Source organism: Flagellimonas eckloniae (assembly GCF_001413955.1).
Taxonomy (GTDB): Bacteria; Bacteroidota; Bacteroidia; order Flavobacteriales; family Flavobacteriaceae; genus Flagellimonas; species Flagellimonas eckloniae.
Window position 1 is genome coordinate 2,469,275 of the sequence record NZ_LCTZ01000002.1, and the last position, 15,352, is coordinate 2,484,626.

Sequence of the window (15,352 nt, forward strand, 5' to 3'; positions counted from 1 at the left end):
ATTCTTGTTGTTGAATCAGTAAAATCTATCCCTAAAAAATTGTAATGGATCAATCACAAACACAGCCTAGAGTAACATTAGTTGGCGCAGGCCCTGGCAGTAAAGACCTTATAACAATTAGGGGATTGAAAGCATTGCAAAGTGCTAATGTAATTTTATATGATGCCTTAGTTGATATCGATTTATTAAAAGAAGCTGCACAAGGCATCCAAAAAATATACGTAGGAAAACGATTTGGAAAACATCACACTTCGCAAGAAGACATAAACGAATTATTGGTTACAAGCGCGTTTGCCCATGGGCACGTGGTTCGGCTAAAAGGCGGTGATCCTTTTGTATTTGGCAGGGCATCTGAAGAAATTGAACATCTGGAGTCTTTTGGAATTCCCGTAACAGTTGTACCAGGAGTCACAAGCGCCATTGCGGTACCTGAAAGCCAAGGAATACCACTTACAAAAAGAGATGTTAGTAGCAGTTTTTGGGTTATTACCGCTACAAAGAAAAACGGGTCTTTTTCAGATGACCTCATTCATGCTGCCAAATCTTCCGCAACTATAGTTATTCTTATGGGCGTTAGAAAAATTAAAGAAATATCAGTAAAAATAAAAGAATACCGCGGTGGATTAATGCCTATTGCTTTTATTCAAAATGGAACGATGCATGATGAAACCTGTCAAGTTGCAACACTAAACACCATTGAAACCATTTTAGAATCTGTGGACAACACAAAGCCAGGCATAATTGTAATTGGTAACGTGGTTGCTGACCATCCTTCTTTCTTTGAAGAAGAAGTACAACGTGTTCTTTCTTCACAATTATGACTCTATTCATGGGTATCTCTAAAAAATCCTTTACCCAAATCTTTAAAATTCACATCCCTATTTTCTCGAAGTACTATTTTGAACAGTCTCAATTTTTCAAATCCTTAAAAGTACTACCGATTTAAGTCCGTTTCTTGTTTTTTACGTAATAATACTTAAAATTGGTTTTGTTAACTACAACTAATTATTTATAAAATGGAACAACAAGAAACTCTTTTTAATCGCATAGGTGGTATGGATGCCGTAAATTCTGCAGTGGATATTTTTTATGACAAAGTTCTAGCAGATGAAACTATAAAGCACTTCTTTACAAATACAGATATGAAAAAGCAAGCGGGTAAGCAAAAGGCGTTTTTGGCCTATGCCTTTGGGTGTCCAATGGGATATACAGGAAAAAGTATGCGGGATGCCCATTCAGGTATGAATTTAACGGAATCCCACTTTAACTCCGTTGCAGGTCATTTGGTGGACACATTGGAAGAATTGAACGTTCCTGGAAGTTTGATAGATGAAGTTGTAAAAATAGCCCTAAGCGTAAAAGATGATGTCCTTAATAGATAGTAGTATTCATTAAAAGGAAAACAAATAACCCTCATGTTAAGACAGAGGATTCATTAAAATTAAGCTCTTCTTTTTCAAAATTCTTGATTTTTTTGCTCCTACAAAGTAAATCATCGTAAAAACACGTATCGAGATACTTTTAAATATTGAAAATAAGTATTAATACGTATTAATTGAATAATTTTGCTTCTCTAAGCAAATTTTATGAATTCTAGGCAAACTCAAAAGGCAACGGCTTTACAACTGTTCCATTATAAAAGCACTTCTACAAAACCATTTTTGATTGCTTCAATCGCATTGAATTTAATGGCAGACAAATAGCCCCCTAAATGGAGAGAACTTCAAACATATCTTTTAACAACAGAAAAGCACAGCCAAAAAGCACAAAGTTTTTGGGCATTAACTGCCAGAGCTGTACAAATGAAAGATGCCTGATAAAAAGGAACTTAAAATCAGAACTTGTTGCAGCATTCTCCATAAGCAAAAACGAATTACATTGTAAAAAGGGGCAACAATTTATAATGGAAGGTGCTCCTGTAAATGGCCTCTTTTTTGTTTTAAAAGGCAAAGTAAAAGTTGTTAGAACCGGTCTTAATGGAAAGGAACAAATTGTCCGCTTTGCAAAAGAGGGCGAAATTATAGGGCATAGAGGTTTTGGCACTGAAGAGCATTACCCAATTGGAGCCATTGCACTAGAAAATACAGTGCTTTGTTACTTTTCAAAAAATCTTTTACAGGAAGTCCTTCACTCTGATCCAAAATTCACCTATGATCTCATGCTTTTTTATGCCAATGAGTTGAATAAAAGTGAAGCCAAAGTAAAAACATTGTCCCAAATGACGGTAAGAGAACGTGTCATTGACACCCTTCTCTATGTAAACAGAAAGTTTGGTCAACACCACAATGGATATATGAATATTTTACTTAGCAGAAGGGAATATTCAGATTATGCTGGAACTACTGAAGAACAGGTAATCCGTATACTATCCCAACTTAAAAAAGAAGGGCTAATAGTTACAAAAGGTAAGTTTATTAGTATCCCCGATATAGCTATACTTCAACAAGAGATTGCCGAGCACAACTTCTACTTGGATAGTTAAGCTCTCAAAGCACCCTTTTTTTCTTAGACCTTTTAGAAATATACGTACAGTTACGTATAGAATTCTCATTCAATTAATTTAAAATTACAATATGTTGAAATTTAGCTAATTATACTCAAAACCTGTTTTTATACAGTTTTTAAAATAGTATTTGTCATAAATTTTTATGGATAAAAAAGAGTGTTTCTTATGGTGATTGTCATATAAAAGCTTAGATACGACTCATACATTTGTATCGAAATAAGTATAAATACGTAGAATCTAAATTCTTCATTATGAAATCAATATTTAAGAACTCAATCAGCTTAACACTAATCGCATTGGTCGTAATGGCTTGTGGTGGAAAAGCAAAAAAAGAAACAGCCGAAGTTGCCGAAGCTAAAGTAAGCGCCAGCACATTGGAAATTGAAAAACCACAGTTAACTTTTGGATTTATAAAATTAACGGATATGGCTCCTTTGGCCATTGCCAAAGAAAAAGGATTCTTTGAAGATGAAGGTCTTTTTGTTTCTGTAGAAGCACAATCCAACTGGAAAAACGTACTCGATCGTGTGATAGACGGCCAATTGGATGGATCTCATATGTTGGCAGGGCAACCTATTGCCGCTGGAGCAGGTTTTGGAAGACAGGCCGACCTAGTAACACCATTCTCAATGGATTTAAATGGGAATGGAATTACCGTATCCAACGATGTTTGGTCCAAAATGAAACCCAATGTGCCTACTGGTGAAGATGGCAAACCCATTCATCCAATCAAGGCAGATGCACTTAAACCTGTAATTACTGACTACAAAAACAATGGTAAGCCTTTTAAAATGGGAATGGTATTTCCCGTTTCAACCCACAATTATGAAATTCGCTATTGGCTTGCAGCAGCCGGCATCCATCCTGGTATGTATACTGCTGACAATGTTCAAGGTCAGATAGATGCCGAAGTTTTGCTTTCAGTTACCCCACCACCACAAATGCCAGCAACACTCGAGGCCGGCACCATATATGGGTATTGTGTAGGTGAGCCTTGGAATCAGCAAGCGGTATTTAAAGGTATCGGTGTTCCAGTAACCACCAACTATGATATCTGGAAAAACAATCCTGAAAAAGTCTTTGTAATGACAAAAAAATTCATTGACGAAAATCCAAATACAGCCGTTGCAGTAACCAAAGCCTTGATAAGAGCAGGAAAATGGTTGGATGAGCCATCAAATAGGGCTGAAGCTGTTAAAATATTATCCATGTCCCAGTATGTTGGTGCGCCCGAAGAGGTTTTGGCCAATTCAATGACAGGTACTTTCGAATTTGAAAAAGGAGACAAGCGCTCAATGCCCGATTTTAATGTATTCTACAAGTACAACGCTACGTATCCCTTCTACTCCGATGGTATTTGGTTCTTGACGCAAATGAGAAGATGGGGACAAATTCCAGAATCCAAGCCAGCCACTTGGTATGGTGAGACCATTAAAGACATTTACCGTCCTGATATTTGGAAAAAAGCAGCGGAGCTTTTAGTGGCCGAAGGTCATATTCCCGCAACGGACATTCCAAGCACGGATGGTTATAAGCCTGCAACATCAGATTTTATTGATGGTACCACCTATGATGCCAAAGACCCAATTGGTTATATCAATAGTTTCGAAATAGGAAATAAAGAAGATTCTTCACTTTAAATACTGTATGTCATGAAGCAAAGCGTAGCAGTAAATAAAGCAGAGCAACACGTAAAATGGACGGAGGGCCTAAAGGCCCTTTTATCCAAATTTAAGATCAAACCAATAAAGCTAGAATTCAACACAATTCTAAAAAAGCTCATTGTACCTATCCTTTCAATAGCTGCCTTCATCGGAATTTGGCATGTGGGTGCAAATGCACTGCGCCAAAGAGAAATAGATTTCCGCGTTGAAAAAGCGCTTACGGATCAGGGACAGGCCGCAGCAGATGAGTTAAAGGCATGTTTTGCAGCTAAAACAGCTAGCTGTCAGACAAACACCTTGCCTTCGCCAAGTCAAGTATGGTCCTCTGTATCCACATTAATAGATGACCACTACGTTATTAAACAGGATAAACTGGATTTTATCAATAAGACTGCCGCAGTAAATGCAAAACGGGTCCAGGCTGGTCAAGAACCTATTATTTATACAGGAAGACCTTCATTCATTGATATTGTCTTAACAAGTTTAAAAACGGTTTTCGCGGGGTTCTTATTGGCACTTTTTATTGCAGTTCCCATTGGTATTGTGGTAGGTTTAAGCGATACATTGCGCAATGCCATAAACTGGTTTATCCAGGTATTCAAACCCGTATCTCCCGTAGTTTGGTATTTATTGGTTTTTATGATCGTAAAAACCTTATTGATTGGTTCCAGTTCGGATAACTCATTTGTGATTTCCTTTATAAGCGTGGGATTATGCGCCATGTGGGCAACTTTAGTGAATACGGCCATGGGTGTATCATCCGTTGACAAAGATTATATCAATGTGGCCAAAGTATTGAAATTGGGAGCCCTTCAAAAGGTGTTCAAGGTTATTTTGCCCTCATCGCTCCCGCTGATATTTACCGGTTTACGAATTACGCTTTCAGTGGCCTGGATGGTTTTGATTGCCATTGAGCTTTTGGCACAAAGCCCAGGACTAGGACTGTTTGTTTGGGAAGAATTCCAAAATGGCGCAAATGATTCCAACTCAAAAATCATTGTGGCCATGTTTGTTATAGGTATTATCGGGTTCTTGTTGGACAGAATTATGTTGATTATACAGAACGCAGTGTCATTCAATAAAAACGCAACAGCATAAACTGATAACTATGGCCTATTTGGAATTAAAAAATATAGGAAAGACCTATGGTGAAGGTACTAATGCCACGGAGGTGTTAACAGATATCAATTTATCCATTGAAGAAGGTGAGTTTGTTGCTATCGTTGGGTTTACAGGAAGTGGAAAAACAACCTTGGTAAATCTCATCAACGGATTGTTAAAACCAACTTGTGGTGAGGTTCTTTTTAAGGGAAAACCAGTTACGGATACCAGTCATGAACGAGGGGTAATTTTTCAGAATTATTCTTTACTGCCCTGGTTAAGTGTTGGACAGAATGTTGCAATGGCTGTAAAGGAAGCTTTTCCAAAGGAAAGCAAAGCTGAAATCAATAAAAGGGTTGCTGACTATGTTGAAATGGTAAACCTTACCCCAGCAATGAACAAAAGGCCGAAGGAACTCTCAGGAGGAATGCGTCAACGGGTTGCCGTGGCAAGAGCTTTGGCCATGAAGCCAGAGATGATAATTATGGACGAGCCCCTAGGAGCATTGGATGCCCTTACTAGGGGAAATCTGCAAGATGAAATTTTAAATATCTGGACTAAGGACAGACGTACCGCCCTATTGATTACCAATGATGTTGATGAAGGAATTTACATGGCAGACAGAATCATTCCCCTGCGTCCCGGACCAAAAGCAACATTAGGACCAGAATTTAAAATAGACATAGACCGTCCGAGGGACAAGACGGCATTAAATGACAATGCCGCTTACAAGGAGACCAGAAATGCCATCATTGAATACTTGATGGGGATTGGTGAAGAACGCAAGACCATTTCAAAAACCACATACGAACTACCGGATATTAGTCCCAAAAGTTTTGTTGCATAACCCTTAAACAAAGAAAATGAGCACAGAAGTATTGGAAAAAAATTTATCTGTTGAGAATGGAATTGTATTTCCTTCAAATATTATGTTGGATTTAAAGGATTTAAAGAAGGTATATCCAACACCAAAAGGAGATTATGTGGTGCTTGAAAACCTCAACCTCCAAATAATGAAGGAAGAATTTGTAACCATTATTGGGCATTCTGGTTGCGGGAAGACAACAATGTTGTCCATGATTGCAGGATTGAACCCCATATCCGGAGGGAATATTGCAGTACTCGGCAACCCGGTTAAAGGACCAGGCCCAGATAGAGGGGTTATTTTTCAGGCTCCAAGTCTAATGCCCTGGATGACTGCATTACAAAATGTGCTTTTGGGAGTTAACCGGGTTTTTCCACACGCCTCAAAAGCGCAGCGTAAAGAAATAGCCAAATACTATCTGCACAAAGTTGGTCTTGAATCTGCTTTCAATAAAAAGGCTACCGAGCTTTCCCAGGGTGAACAGCAAAGAGTTGGTATCGCTCGAGCTTTTGCTATTAAGCCCAAGGTGTTACTGTTGGATGAACCTTTTGGCATGCTGGATTCTCTTACGCGAGGAGAGCTTCAGGACATTTTGATTGAAATCTGGAACAAAGAAAAAATTACTGCTGTAATGATTACCCACGATGTGGATGAAGCCATTTTTCTAGCGGATCGTGTGGTCATGATGACCAGTGGGCCAAGTGCAAAAATCGGTGATATTTTAGAGATTGATTTTAATCGGCCCAGAACAAGAAAATCGGTATTGGAACATGATGATTACTACAAATACAGAAAACATCTCATTGACTTTTTAGAACATTAAATAACAAACTCAACTTAAAATTGAAGATTATGAAAAGAGGTTATATTTTAATTATCCTAGTTTGCCTATCGATTGAATCGATAAGTGCACAGTTTACGCTTGACGGGCAATTTAGGCCACGAACAGAATATCGAAATGGATTTGGAAGCTTAATCCCAGATGCCGCGGATCCCGGTTTTGCCGTCACCACCAGAGCAAGGCTCAATGCTGGTTATGCTGCCGAGACCTTTAAAGTTTATTTAAGTCTACAAGACGTAATGGTGTGGGGCGAAAACAGACAGATTCTACCAGATGACCAAAACGACTCATTCGCAATTTTTGAAGCATGGGCGGAACTGAACCTAGGCTCTGGGTGGTCTACAAAACTTGGTAGACAGGTACTTTCATATGACGACCAACGTATTTTAGGAGGATTGGATTGGGCACAACAAGGCCGTAACCATGATGCCGCCATGATCAAATACTCAAAAGACAAATTTATCCTTGATTTTGCCTTTGCCTTTAATCAAGATTTTGATAATCCTACAGGGTTTCAATCCGTTGGCACCACATACAATACAACTGGATTTTTCTCCTATAAGACCATGCAGATGTTGTACCTAAATCAAAAATGGGAAAACTTTGCAGGTAGTCTTTTACTTTTGAACAATGGCTTCCAAAACTTTGACGACGCAGGGGCTGGAGACGGTTTAAGTAATCTACAGACTATTGGAACCCATTTAAACTACAAAAAAGGAAACTTTGGTTTGGCCGCTAATGCATTTATTCAAACAGGCGAAAGACAGGGCGAAGTAGATGTTAAAGGAGCCTATCTCCTAGGATTGGATTTAAGCTACAAAGCATCAAGCAAAGTAGGATTGGGATTGGGCCTTGAAATTATAAGTGGAAACGATGTTGATGAAGAAGGAACAAGTGCTTTCTTCCCTTTGTATGGTACCAACCATAAATTTAATGGCCTAATGGACTATTTCTATGTGGGGAATCATGCAAACTCAATAGGATTGTTTGATATTCATGCCAGCGCCAACTTTAAACTGGGTGAAAAATCAAGCTTAATGGCCAAAGTGTTGAACTTTAAGGGAGAACAAGATTTACCAAGTGGGGAAAACAGTTTGGGTACAGAAATTGACCTTGTCTTTACACAAGGCTTTAAAGGATATGCACTGAAAATTGGATATTCCCATCTCTTCCCTGCAGATGGAATGTACGAACTAAAAGGTGTTACGGAAGATGCTGCCGCCAGCTCCCAAAACTGGGCGTGGGCCATGCTCATCATAAAACCGAAATTTTTGAACACGGCAAAAGCAAATTAGGTTTAAGTGAAAAACTTTGCTTCGTTGAGGGCTATCATGATCAGTTTGTATTGTGGTAGCCCTTCTTTTTGTGACCATTATTTTTTTCATTTACATTTGTGCCCATGCAATCAGCCATCGAAAAACAAACTATTAGTATTATCCTTGCTGATGACCATTCATTGGTAAGGGATGGTATACGCGCCTTGTTGGAAGAAGAATCTGATTTGGAAGTAGTTGGAGAAGTCTCCAATGGAAAAGAAGCTATTTCAATAGTCAAGGATAAATTTCCAGATATTCTGATTATCGATATCAGAATGCCCAAAATGGGAGGTATAGAAACGGTTCAACTCCTAAACCAAGAACAAATTCCCATTAAGTGCATTATACTTTCCATGCATGATTCTGAAGAGTATATTTTAAAGTCCGTTAAGGCAGGTGCCAATGGGTATTTACTTAAGGATACAGATAAAACTGAGTTTATCAAGGCCATACATACGGTAAATGAAGGCGGTAAATATTTTAGCGGTGATATTTCCAATGTCTTGGTTAACAATCTTTTAAATCCAGATAAAACTTCGGAGGCCCCTCAAGCTTCAAAAAAAGAAAAAGATATTCCATTTGATTTGACCAACAAAGAACTTAAGGTGTTACAATTGGTTTTATCCGGACTGACCAACAAAGAGATATCGGAAAAACTACAGAACAGTAAGCGAACCATTGAGACGCACAGGTTCAATCTTATGAAAAAAATGGAGGTAAAGAACCTTATTGATCTCTCCAAAAAAGCGCAAGAGCATAATCTGGTTTAACCATGTTTATGCTGATCAATGCACTGTTTATTTATCAATCTTCCAATTAAACGTCCAACTTTTATCAAATACATACTACGTATTTATACGTAAATTCATATTTTTCGGTTTTAAAATTGTACTTGTTTTAAGAGTGTCCCTACAATGCAAAAAAAAGATTCATATGATACTATTTGCTCCTACTGTGGTGTAGGTTGTGGCATAACGGTCAATAAAGACTCTAGAGGGACCTTATCCGTAATTGGCAATGATTCTTATCCCGTAAACAAGGGAATGCTTTGTTCCAAGGGAAAAAACCTAAACTACGTTGCCCAAGATACCAGCGATAGAATTCTACATCCGGAAATGCGATGGAGTAGAAATCATCCTTTGCAGAGAGTCAATTGGGATACTGCCTTAACAAGGGCTGCCTCAGTTTTTCAAAGCATCATTGATAAGCATGGACCAGATAGTGTTGGCTTTTATGTATCTGGACAATGTCTTACGGAAGAGTATTATCTGGCCAATAAACTTACCAAAGGGTTTATTGGAACCAATAACATAGATACCAATTCAAGACTTTGCATGAGTTCCGCAGTAGTGGGCTATAAAAAAACAGTTGGAGAAGATGCCGTTCCCATCGCCTATGCCGATATTGAGCTGGCCGACTGCTTTTTAATCGCTGGGGCAAATCCAGCCTGGTGCCACCCAATCCTATTCAGAAGATTGGAAAAGCATAAAGAGGAAAATCCCAAAGTAAAAGTGATTGTCGTTGATCCACGAAAAACGCAATCTTGCGCTTTGGCAGATATTCACTTACAAATACTACCCGGTACTGATGTCATCCTGTTCAATGCAATCGCTAGATGGTTGATAGAACGTAAAAAATTGGACAAAGCATTTATCAAAAAACATACTGTAAACTTTGAAGAATGTAAACAAAGTGCCTTTCAATTAACCATTGGGCAGGCTGCTGATAGGTGTGGTATTCCACCAGAACAAATCCGAAAAGCTGCTAAATATATTGCAGATGCCAAAGGATTCATAAGTATGTGGACCATGGGGCTCAATCAGAGTGTTATTGGGGTGGATAAAAACGTGTCGCTCTTAAATATCTCCTTGCTTACAGGACATATTGGCAAGCCAGGGTCCGGACCATTTTCCCTTACCGGGCAACCCAATGCCATGGGTGGGCGCGAGGTTGGTGGCATGGCCAATTTATTGGCAGCCCATAAAGATTTGAATAATCCAGAACACCGAAAAGAAGTTTCGGATTTTTGGGGTGGAAAGGAAATTCAACCCAAACCGGGATTAACCGCCACAGAAATGTTCAATGCCTTGGAAAATGGAAAACTCAAAGCAGTTTGGATTATTTGTACTAATCCGGTGGTTAGTATGCCAAATGCCCATAAAATAGAGAAGGCCTTACAAAATGCCAGTTTTGTAATTGTTCAAGATATTTCACATAATTCTGAAACCTCCAAATATGCCGACTTACTGTTGCCTGCTGCCGGATGGTTGGAAAAAGAGGGCACCATGACCAATTCTGAACGTAGGATAAGTTATCTGCCCAAAGTAATCGATTCTCCGGGTGAAGCAAAGCCTGATGCTGAAATTCTTTGGGAGTTTGCACAAAAAATGGGGTATTCAGGCTTCAATTATTCAAACGCCAGTGATGTCTATGATGAATATTGTCTGATGACGAAGGGAACCAACATTGATATTTCAGGATTGTCTTATGACCGATTGAAAAAAGAAGGTAGTTTTCAATGGCCCGTTCCGCACAAAGAACATAAAGGAACCCCTAGGCTCTTTCAAGACCAAAGATTTCACACTTCGGATTCTAAAGCTCATTTTAACGCACCACAAAATATCTATAACCAGTCTGAAGAAACCGATTTGGATTTTCCATTGATTTTAAACACCGGACGAGTACGGGATCAATGGCATACACGCACCAAAACAGGAAAGGTAAAACGTTTATCGACCCATATTCCAACCCCATATTTAGAAATGAACAAAGTGGATGCTTATTTAAGGGGATTAAGAGATGGTGATATTGCGATTATAAAAAGTAGGCGTGGAACTGTGCAGGTAAAAGTGCAAATCAATTTCGATATTAGGGAAAAAGTAGTTTTCCTTCCCATGCACTGGGGGAAAATTTTGAACAACGATTTTAGCAGGGCAAACAACATTACAAATGACTTGGTAGATCCCGTTTCCAAGGAACCTGATTTTAAATACTGTGCTGTACAGGTGTCAAAATACATCAAACCAAAACAGAAAGTTATTGTTGTTGGAGCTGGTGCCGCAGCATATCGATTTATACAAACTTACCGGGAGAAAAATGAAGACGATGAACTTTGCGTATTTTCAAAAGAAGAACATCCCTTTTACAACAGGGTTTTATTGCCTGAATATGTAAACGAAGAGCTCCCATGGGAAGCGCTAAAAAAAATAAAAGAAGGCGAGCTTGAAAAACTCAACGTCTCATTATATCCTTCAAATGGAATACAAAAAGTGAATGCAGTGGATAAAACCGTAATCGATGATTTAGGAAATGTTCATTCCTATGATTTATTGGTCATGGCAACTGGAAGTAGCGCTTTTGTACCCAATGATGTTCGGATGGACCTACCAGGCAGATTCACCATGCGTGAACGCAGCGATGCCGACCGATTAAAGCGATATCTCCAAAAAACTGGATTGCCTACCGCAGAACAGCATGTAGTTATTGTTGGAGGGGGACTTTTAGGATTGGAATTAGCAGCTGCACTTAAAAAAATCAATATTAATATTAGTATCATCCAACGGGCACCAAGACTTATGGAACGCCAATTGGATGCTGTAGCAAGTCGTTTGTTGGCCGAAGATGTCACTGAACGAGGTATTCAAATCTACTTTGATAATGAGGTAAGTACTGTATTTGAGGAACAGGAAGGACGTCATTCCCTATTAATCAATCTCAAAACTGGACGAACCATACCTTGCAATGCAATTGTATATGCCATTGGTACGAGGCCAAATATTAAACTGGCAAAACAGGCCAACCTTGAAACCAGACGAGGAGTGTTGGTCAATTCATATTTACAGTCCAGTGACCCATCTATCTTTGCTTTGGGCGAAATTGCTGAGTTCAACAACAGTCTTTTTGGAATAACTTCGGCAGCAGAGCAACAAGCGGATATTGCAGCCAACTACATTTTGGGCGATTTAAGCAGTATTTATAATGGTTCTGTCCTAATGAACATTTTAAAGTTTGAGAACCTTGACCTATGCAGTATCGGAATGGTAAATACTCCTCTAAATGACCCTACGTATGAAGAGGTTATTTTGATGGATGTCCGCAAAAGATTCTACAAAAAATGCATCGTGAAAGATGACACCCTAAAAGGGGCTATTCTAATGGGCGATAAAAACGAGTTTGCAGAATTTAAAAGATTGATTGAGGAAGAAATAGAACTGTCGGAAAAGCGCGACGAACTATTGCGCGGAGCATCCAACACCTCACCACTTAAAGGTAAATTAGTTTGTTCCTGTAGTCAGGTTGGCGAGGGCAACATTAAGGATGCAATTGCAAGCGGATGCACCGAATTTTCAAAAATATGTGCAGAAACAGGAGCTGGACTGGGGTGCGGTAGCTGCAAACCGGAAGTTAAGGAAGTGCTATTGGCGCAATTACAAACAGCAGTAACCTAACTATTTTGAATATGAACGACGATTTACATCGCATACTCATTAAAGGGGGAGTAACCTCACCAGGGGAACTTAAAGACAGCATTACCATGTTGGAAGCCGCTGGACTATCCGAAGTATATTTTGGCTCTCGCCAAGATTTGCTTTTTCCTTTGGCAGATGCCAAAGAGGAATCGTTAGAACGTATTTCCAAATTCAATACTGATATTATTAGTGAACGAAGTTATCAAAACATCGTTTCGTCCTACGTTTGCGCAGATATTTTTGATATGACCTATTGGTTGAAGGGCTCAACCTATCTGTATATTTTGGAACAGTTCGATTACTTCCCCAAATTAAAAATCAATATTACCGACCCAAAGCAACGGCTTGTGCCTATATTCAATGGCAACCTTAATTTTATTGCTTCAGAAAATGAGGATTATTGGTATCTTCATTTGAATCTCCCTCATTGGGAAACCACATCCTATTACCCTGTATTGATTTATAGCTGGGATATTGTTACTATTTCAAAAGCTATTGAAGAAGTATACAAAACTGTTGATACAGCAGAAGGTTTGTTTGCATTGCTCAGCAAAACCCTGGATACCAATAACAAGAACATGGACAAGGAACTTCAGATTCCATACCTGACTTTTCCGTATTATGAAGGGGTAAACCGCATGGGGTTAGATCAATTTTGGTTAGGATTGTATTGGCGAAATAATAGATACGACTTAAAATTCCTCAAAGAATTCTGTGGTTTTTGTTTGGACAATAGTATTGGCAAAATTTGCATTACACCATGGAAATCCTTCATAGTAAAAGGCATAAAAACGGAAAGTAGAGCAGAACTTGAGCGTTTTCTTGGTCATTGGGGAATTAATGTTAGACACTCCCAATTGGAAATGAACTGGCATCTCCCTGTAGATGATCTGGACGCCTTGGAGCTAAAAAAATTCTTGGTTAGAAGTTTTGACCAAAATGATATTAGCACCTATGGACTAACATTTGGCATAAGCAATGATGTGGGAAAAAGATCCCATTTTTCTTCGGTAATCATTGAAAAGAATTCGCCCCCCGAAATTGTGAAAAACTTTGATGTGAGACCTACTTACAACGTGCTTCACTTTGAGAATTTCAACCCAAATACCAATTCCTATATTGCGTATGCGCAAGATGTGGATAAAATTGAGCTTCCGGGATTATTGATGGAACTGAGTAAAAAATATTTCAAACAATTGGGTGAAGAAAAAAAGAAAACGGAAAATAAGAAAAAACCTGTATTAGAAAACACGCGCCAGGTGTATCAATGTAATAGTTGTTTTACCATTTATGATGAGATTATTGGAGATAACAAAGCCAACATAGCGGCAGGAACATCATTTGAAAAATTGCCTGAAACCTATCAATGTTCGGTATGCGAATCGTCAAAAGTGGAATTTTCAAAAACCGAAATGCACTTGCTATAGTTAAATTAGTTTTTCATGCGCAATTGATGGGGGCTTGTCTTGGGAATACGTTCTATTATTCCTCTTACCTCCAAATCCAATTTTACCGTCACAATATACCAGAGTACCTTCCCATCAAAACTTTCGGTCAATTGGTCAACCGCCATATCCCCTAATTTTTCAAAAGTGATGGTTCCATGTTCCTGTACAATCTTTAGGAAAAAGTCTTTAATAAAATCATACCGCCTTTTAAGAATATTGACCCCTGCCTTCCCCTGCGGATGTAAGGTCATTATTTTTTCTTCTTTGGACATCTTGTCTTATTTAATCAACAAGGTAAAAAAATACCTCTATTTTTTAATGACTCTTCCATCACTAGATACTAGTTGTCTTATAATTTCGGCATCTCCCTTGTAATACAGTCTACTATCCGAATTCGCCTCAACATCTATAGTATTTGAAACCGTAAGATAGGCATCACTATCTGCCGATAATTTAATTTTTAAATCAGTTATATACAACCCATAATCCTCTAGATTACTATCAGAAGATAGTGTTGCGTCCAGATTTTCGATGACCCCATCTACATCAACAGAAGCATCTGAAGACAGCTTTATCGTAGTTTCATCTATTTCTACTTCACCATCCAAAGCTGCACCTGAAGATAGACTCATGTGCGCCTCAGTTGCTTTTATATAAATAAGTGCCTTGCTATCAGATGATGCTATGAAGTCAAAATTGTCAGTGGTGATGTCCCCTTCAAAATAGGCATCGGAACTAAGGTCAATGGACACATTTTGTGTTTCAAGAGGTGAGTCTAAAAATATGGCAGCATCCGATGATGCCTTAAAACTGGTAATATTCCGCGTTGTAATAAACAAGTTTAAGGTTTCCTTCCCTTTCACATTCAAATTATTATCCAATTTAACCGTTAGTTTTCCACCCTCCTTATACACATTGATCTTTTCAAAAAGATTATCATTAGCTTCTATGCTTACACTTTCCTCGGTTTCAGAAAAAGTAACATAAGCTTTAAAATCTGTAGCTATCGATAAGGCCGTAATATCATCAAAGTCGTATTCCCGTGTGGATACTTCATCTGAAACTCTTATGGTTTCGTAAGAACAGGAAGTCACAAATAGGCATGTCGCCAAAATAAAAGTGATTTTTTTGATTACTATCAT

13 protein-coding genes are annotated in these 15,352 nt (G+C 38.6%); 11 read left to right on the plus strand and 2 right to left on the minus strand.

Annotated features, from left to right (window positions below; all coding sequences use genetic code 11):
- Positions 1-44: 44 nt before the first annotated feature.
- The 11 genes from cobA to AAY42_RS10570 all read left to right on the plus strand — a co-directional run bounded on the left by cobA (position 45) and on the right by AAY42_RS10570 (position 14,189).
- Positions 45-821: a uroporphyrinogen-III C-methyltransferase gene (gene cobA / locus AAY42_RS10520; protein WP_055394961.1), complete on the plus strand. Its 777-nt coding sequence runs from the start codon at positions 45-47 to the stop codon at positions 819-821.
- A gap of 195 nt (positions 822-1,016) precedes the next feature.
- Complete coding sequence (locus AAY42_RS10525; RefSeq protein ID WP_055394962.1) at positions 1,017-1,382, plus strand: group I truncated hemoglobin; 366 nt, start codon at positions 1,017-1,019, stop codon at positions 1,380-1,382.
- 329 nt (positions 1,383-1,711) lie between these two features.
- Positions 1,712-2,482, plus strand: coding sequence for a Crp/Fnr family transcriptional regulator (locus AAY42_RS10530; protein WP_082433397.1), 771 nt, complete (start codon positions 1,712-1,714; stop codon positions 2,480-2,482).
- A 275-nt stretch (positions 2,483-2,757) separates the two neighbouring features.
- A complete protein-coding gene (locus AAY42_RS10535; protein ID WP_055394963.1) occupies positions 2,758-4,146 on the plus strand; it encodes a CmpA/NrtA family ABC transporter substrate-binding protein in 1,389 nt (462 codons plus the stop codon).
- A 12-nt stretch (positions 4,147-4,158) separates the two neighbouring features.
- Entirely contained in the window at positions 4,159-5,268 is a 1,110-nt protein-coding gene (locus tag AAY42_RS10540) for an ABC transporter permease (RefSeq protein ID WP_055394964.1), read from the plus strand.
- Positions 5,269-5,278: 10 nt separating this feature from the next.
- Positions 5,279-6,118: an ABC transporter ATP-binding protein gene (locus tag AAY42_RS10545; RefSeq protein ID WP_055394965.1), complete on the plus strand. Its 840-nt coding sequence runs from the start codon at positions 5,279-5,281 to the stop codon at positions 6,116-6,118.
- 16 nt (positions 6,119-6,134) lie between these two features.
- On the plus strand, positions 6,135-6,959 hold the full coding sequence (locus AAY42_RS10550) for an ABC transporter ATP-binding protein (RefSeq protein ID WP_055394971.1): 825 nt from the start codon (positions 6,135-6,137) through the stop codon (positions 6,957-6,959).
- A gap of 29 nt (positions 6,960-6,988) precedes the next feature.
- Positions 6,989-8,272, plus strand: coding sequence for an alginate export family protein (locus AAY42_RS10555; protein ID WP_055394973.1), 1,284 nt, complete (start codon positions 6,989-6,991; stop codon positions 8,270-8,272).
- A 104-nt stretch (positions 8,273-8,376) separates the two neighbouring features.
- The gene (locus AAY42_RS10560) at positions 8,377-9,063 is read left to right on the plus strand and encodes a response regulator transcription factor (protein WP_055394976.1); all 687 of its coding nucleotides are present in this window, start codon (positions 8,377-8,379) and stop codon (positions 9,061-9,063) included.
- A 144-nt stretch (positions 9,064-9,207) separates the two neighbouring features.
- Complete coding sequence (locus tag AAY42_RS10565; protein WP_055394978.1) at positions 9,208-12,741, plus strand: nitrate reductase; 3,534 nt, start codon at positions 9,208-9,210, stop codon at positions 12,739-12,741.
- A gap of 11 nt (positions 12,742-12,752) precedes the next feature.
- Positions 12,753-14,189: a rubredoxin gene (locus tag AAY42_RS10570; protein WP_055394980.1), complete on the plus strand. Its 1,437-nt coding sequence runs from the start codon at positions 12,753-12,755 to the stop codon at positions 14,187-14,189.
- A gap of 5 nt (positions 14,190-14,194) precedes the next feature.
- Here AAY42_RS10570 and AAY42_RS10575 read toward each other — a convergent pair whose 3' ends face one another.
- On the minus strand, positions 14,195-14,482 hold the full coding sequence (locus AAY42_RS10575; RefSeq protein ID WP_055394982.1) for a DUF6958 family protein: 288 nt from the start codon (positions 14,480-14,482) through the stop codon (positions 14,195-14,197).
- 36 nt (positions 14,483-14,518) lie between these two features.
- Positions 14,519-15,352, minus strand: coding sequence for a GIN domain-containing protein (locus tag AAY42_RS10580; protein WP_139063713.1), 834 nt, complete (start codon positions 15,350-15,352; stop codon positions 14,519-14,521).

What these genes read in the sequence shown, in the direction of transcription:
- AAY42_RS10535 (WP_055394963.1), top strand. Translation starts at nt 2,758, where the DNA reads ATGAAATCAATATTTAAGAACTCAATCAGCTTAACACTAATCGCATTG.
- AAY42_RS10555 (WP_055394973.1), top strand. Translation starts at nt 6,989, where the DNA reads ATGAAAAGAGGTTATATTTTAATTATCCTAGTTTGCCTATCGATTGAA.
- AAY42_RS10575 (WP_055394982.1), bottom strand. Translation starts at nt 14,482, where the DNA reads ATGTCCAAAGAAGAAAAAATAATGACCTTACATCCGCAGGGGAAGGCA.
- AAY42_RS10580 (WP_139063713.1), bottom strand. Translation starts at nt 15,352, where the DNA reads ATGATAGTAATCAAAAAAATCACTTTTATTTTGGCGACATGCCTATTT.
- cobA (WP_055394961.1), top strand. Translation starts at nt 45, where the DNA reads ATGGATCAATCACAAACACAGCCTAGAGTAACATTAGTTGGCGCAGGC.
- AAY42_RS10540 (WP_055394964.1), top strand. Translation starts at nt 4,159, where the DNA reads ATGAAGCAAAGCGTAGCAGTAAATAAAGCAGAGCAACACGTAAAATGG.
- AAY42_RS10565 (WP_055394978.1), top strand. Translation starts at nt 9,208, where the DNA reads ATGCAAAAAAAAGATTCATATGATACTATTTGCTCCTACTGTGGTGTA.
- AAY42_RS10570 (WP_055394980.1), top strand. Translation starts at nt 12,753, where the DNA reads ATGAACGACGATTTACATCGCATACTCATTAAAGGGGGAGTAACCTCA.
- AAY42_RS10530 (WP_082433397.1), top strand. Translation starts at nt 1,712, where the DNA reads ATGGAGAGAACTTCAAACATATCTTTTAACAACAGAAAAGCACAGCCA.
- AAY42_RS10550 (WP_055394971.1), top strand. Translation starts at nt 6,135, where the DNA reads ATGAGCACAGAAGTATTGGAAAAAAATTTATCTGTTGAGAATGGAATT.
- AAY42_RS10560 (WP_055394976.1), top strand. Translation starts at nt 8,377, where the DNA reads ATGCAATCAGCCATCGAAAAACAAACTATTAGTATTATCCTTGCTGAT.
- AAY42_RS10545 (WP_055394965.1), top strand. Translation starts at nt 5,279, where the DNA reads ATGGCCTATTTGGAATTAAAAAATATAGGAAAGACCTATGGTGAAGGT.
- AAY42_RS10525 (WP_055394962.1), top strand. Translation starts at nt 1,017, where the DNA reads ATGGAACAACAAGAAACTCTTTTTAATCGCATAGGTGGTATGGATGCC.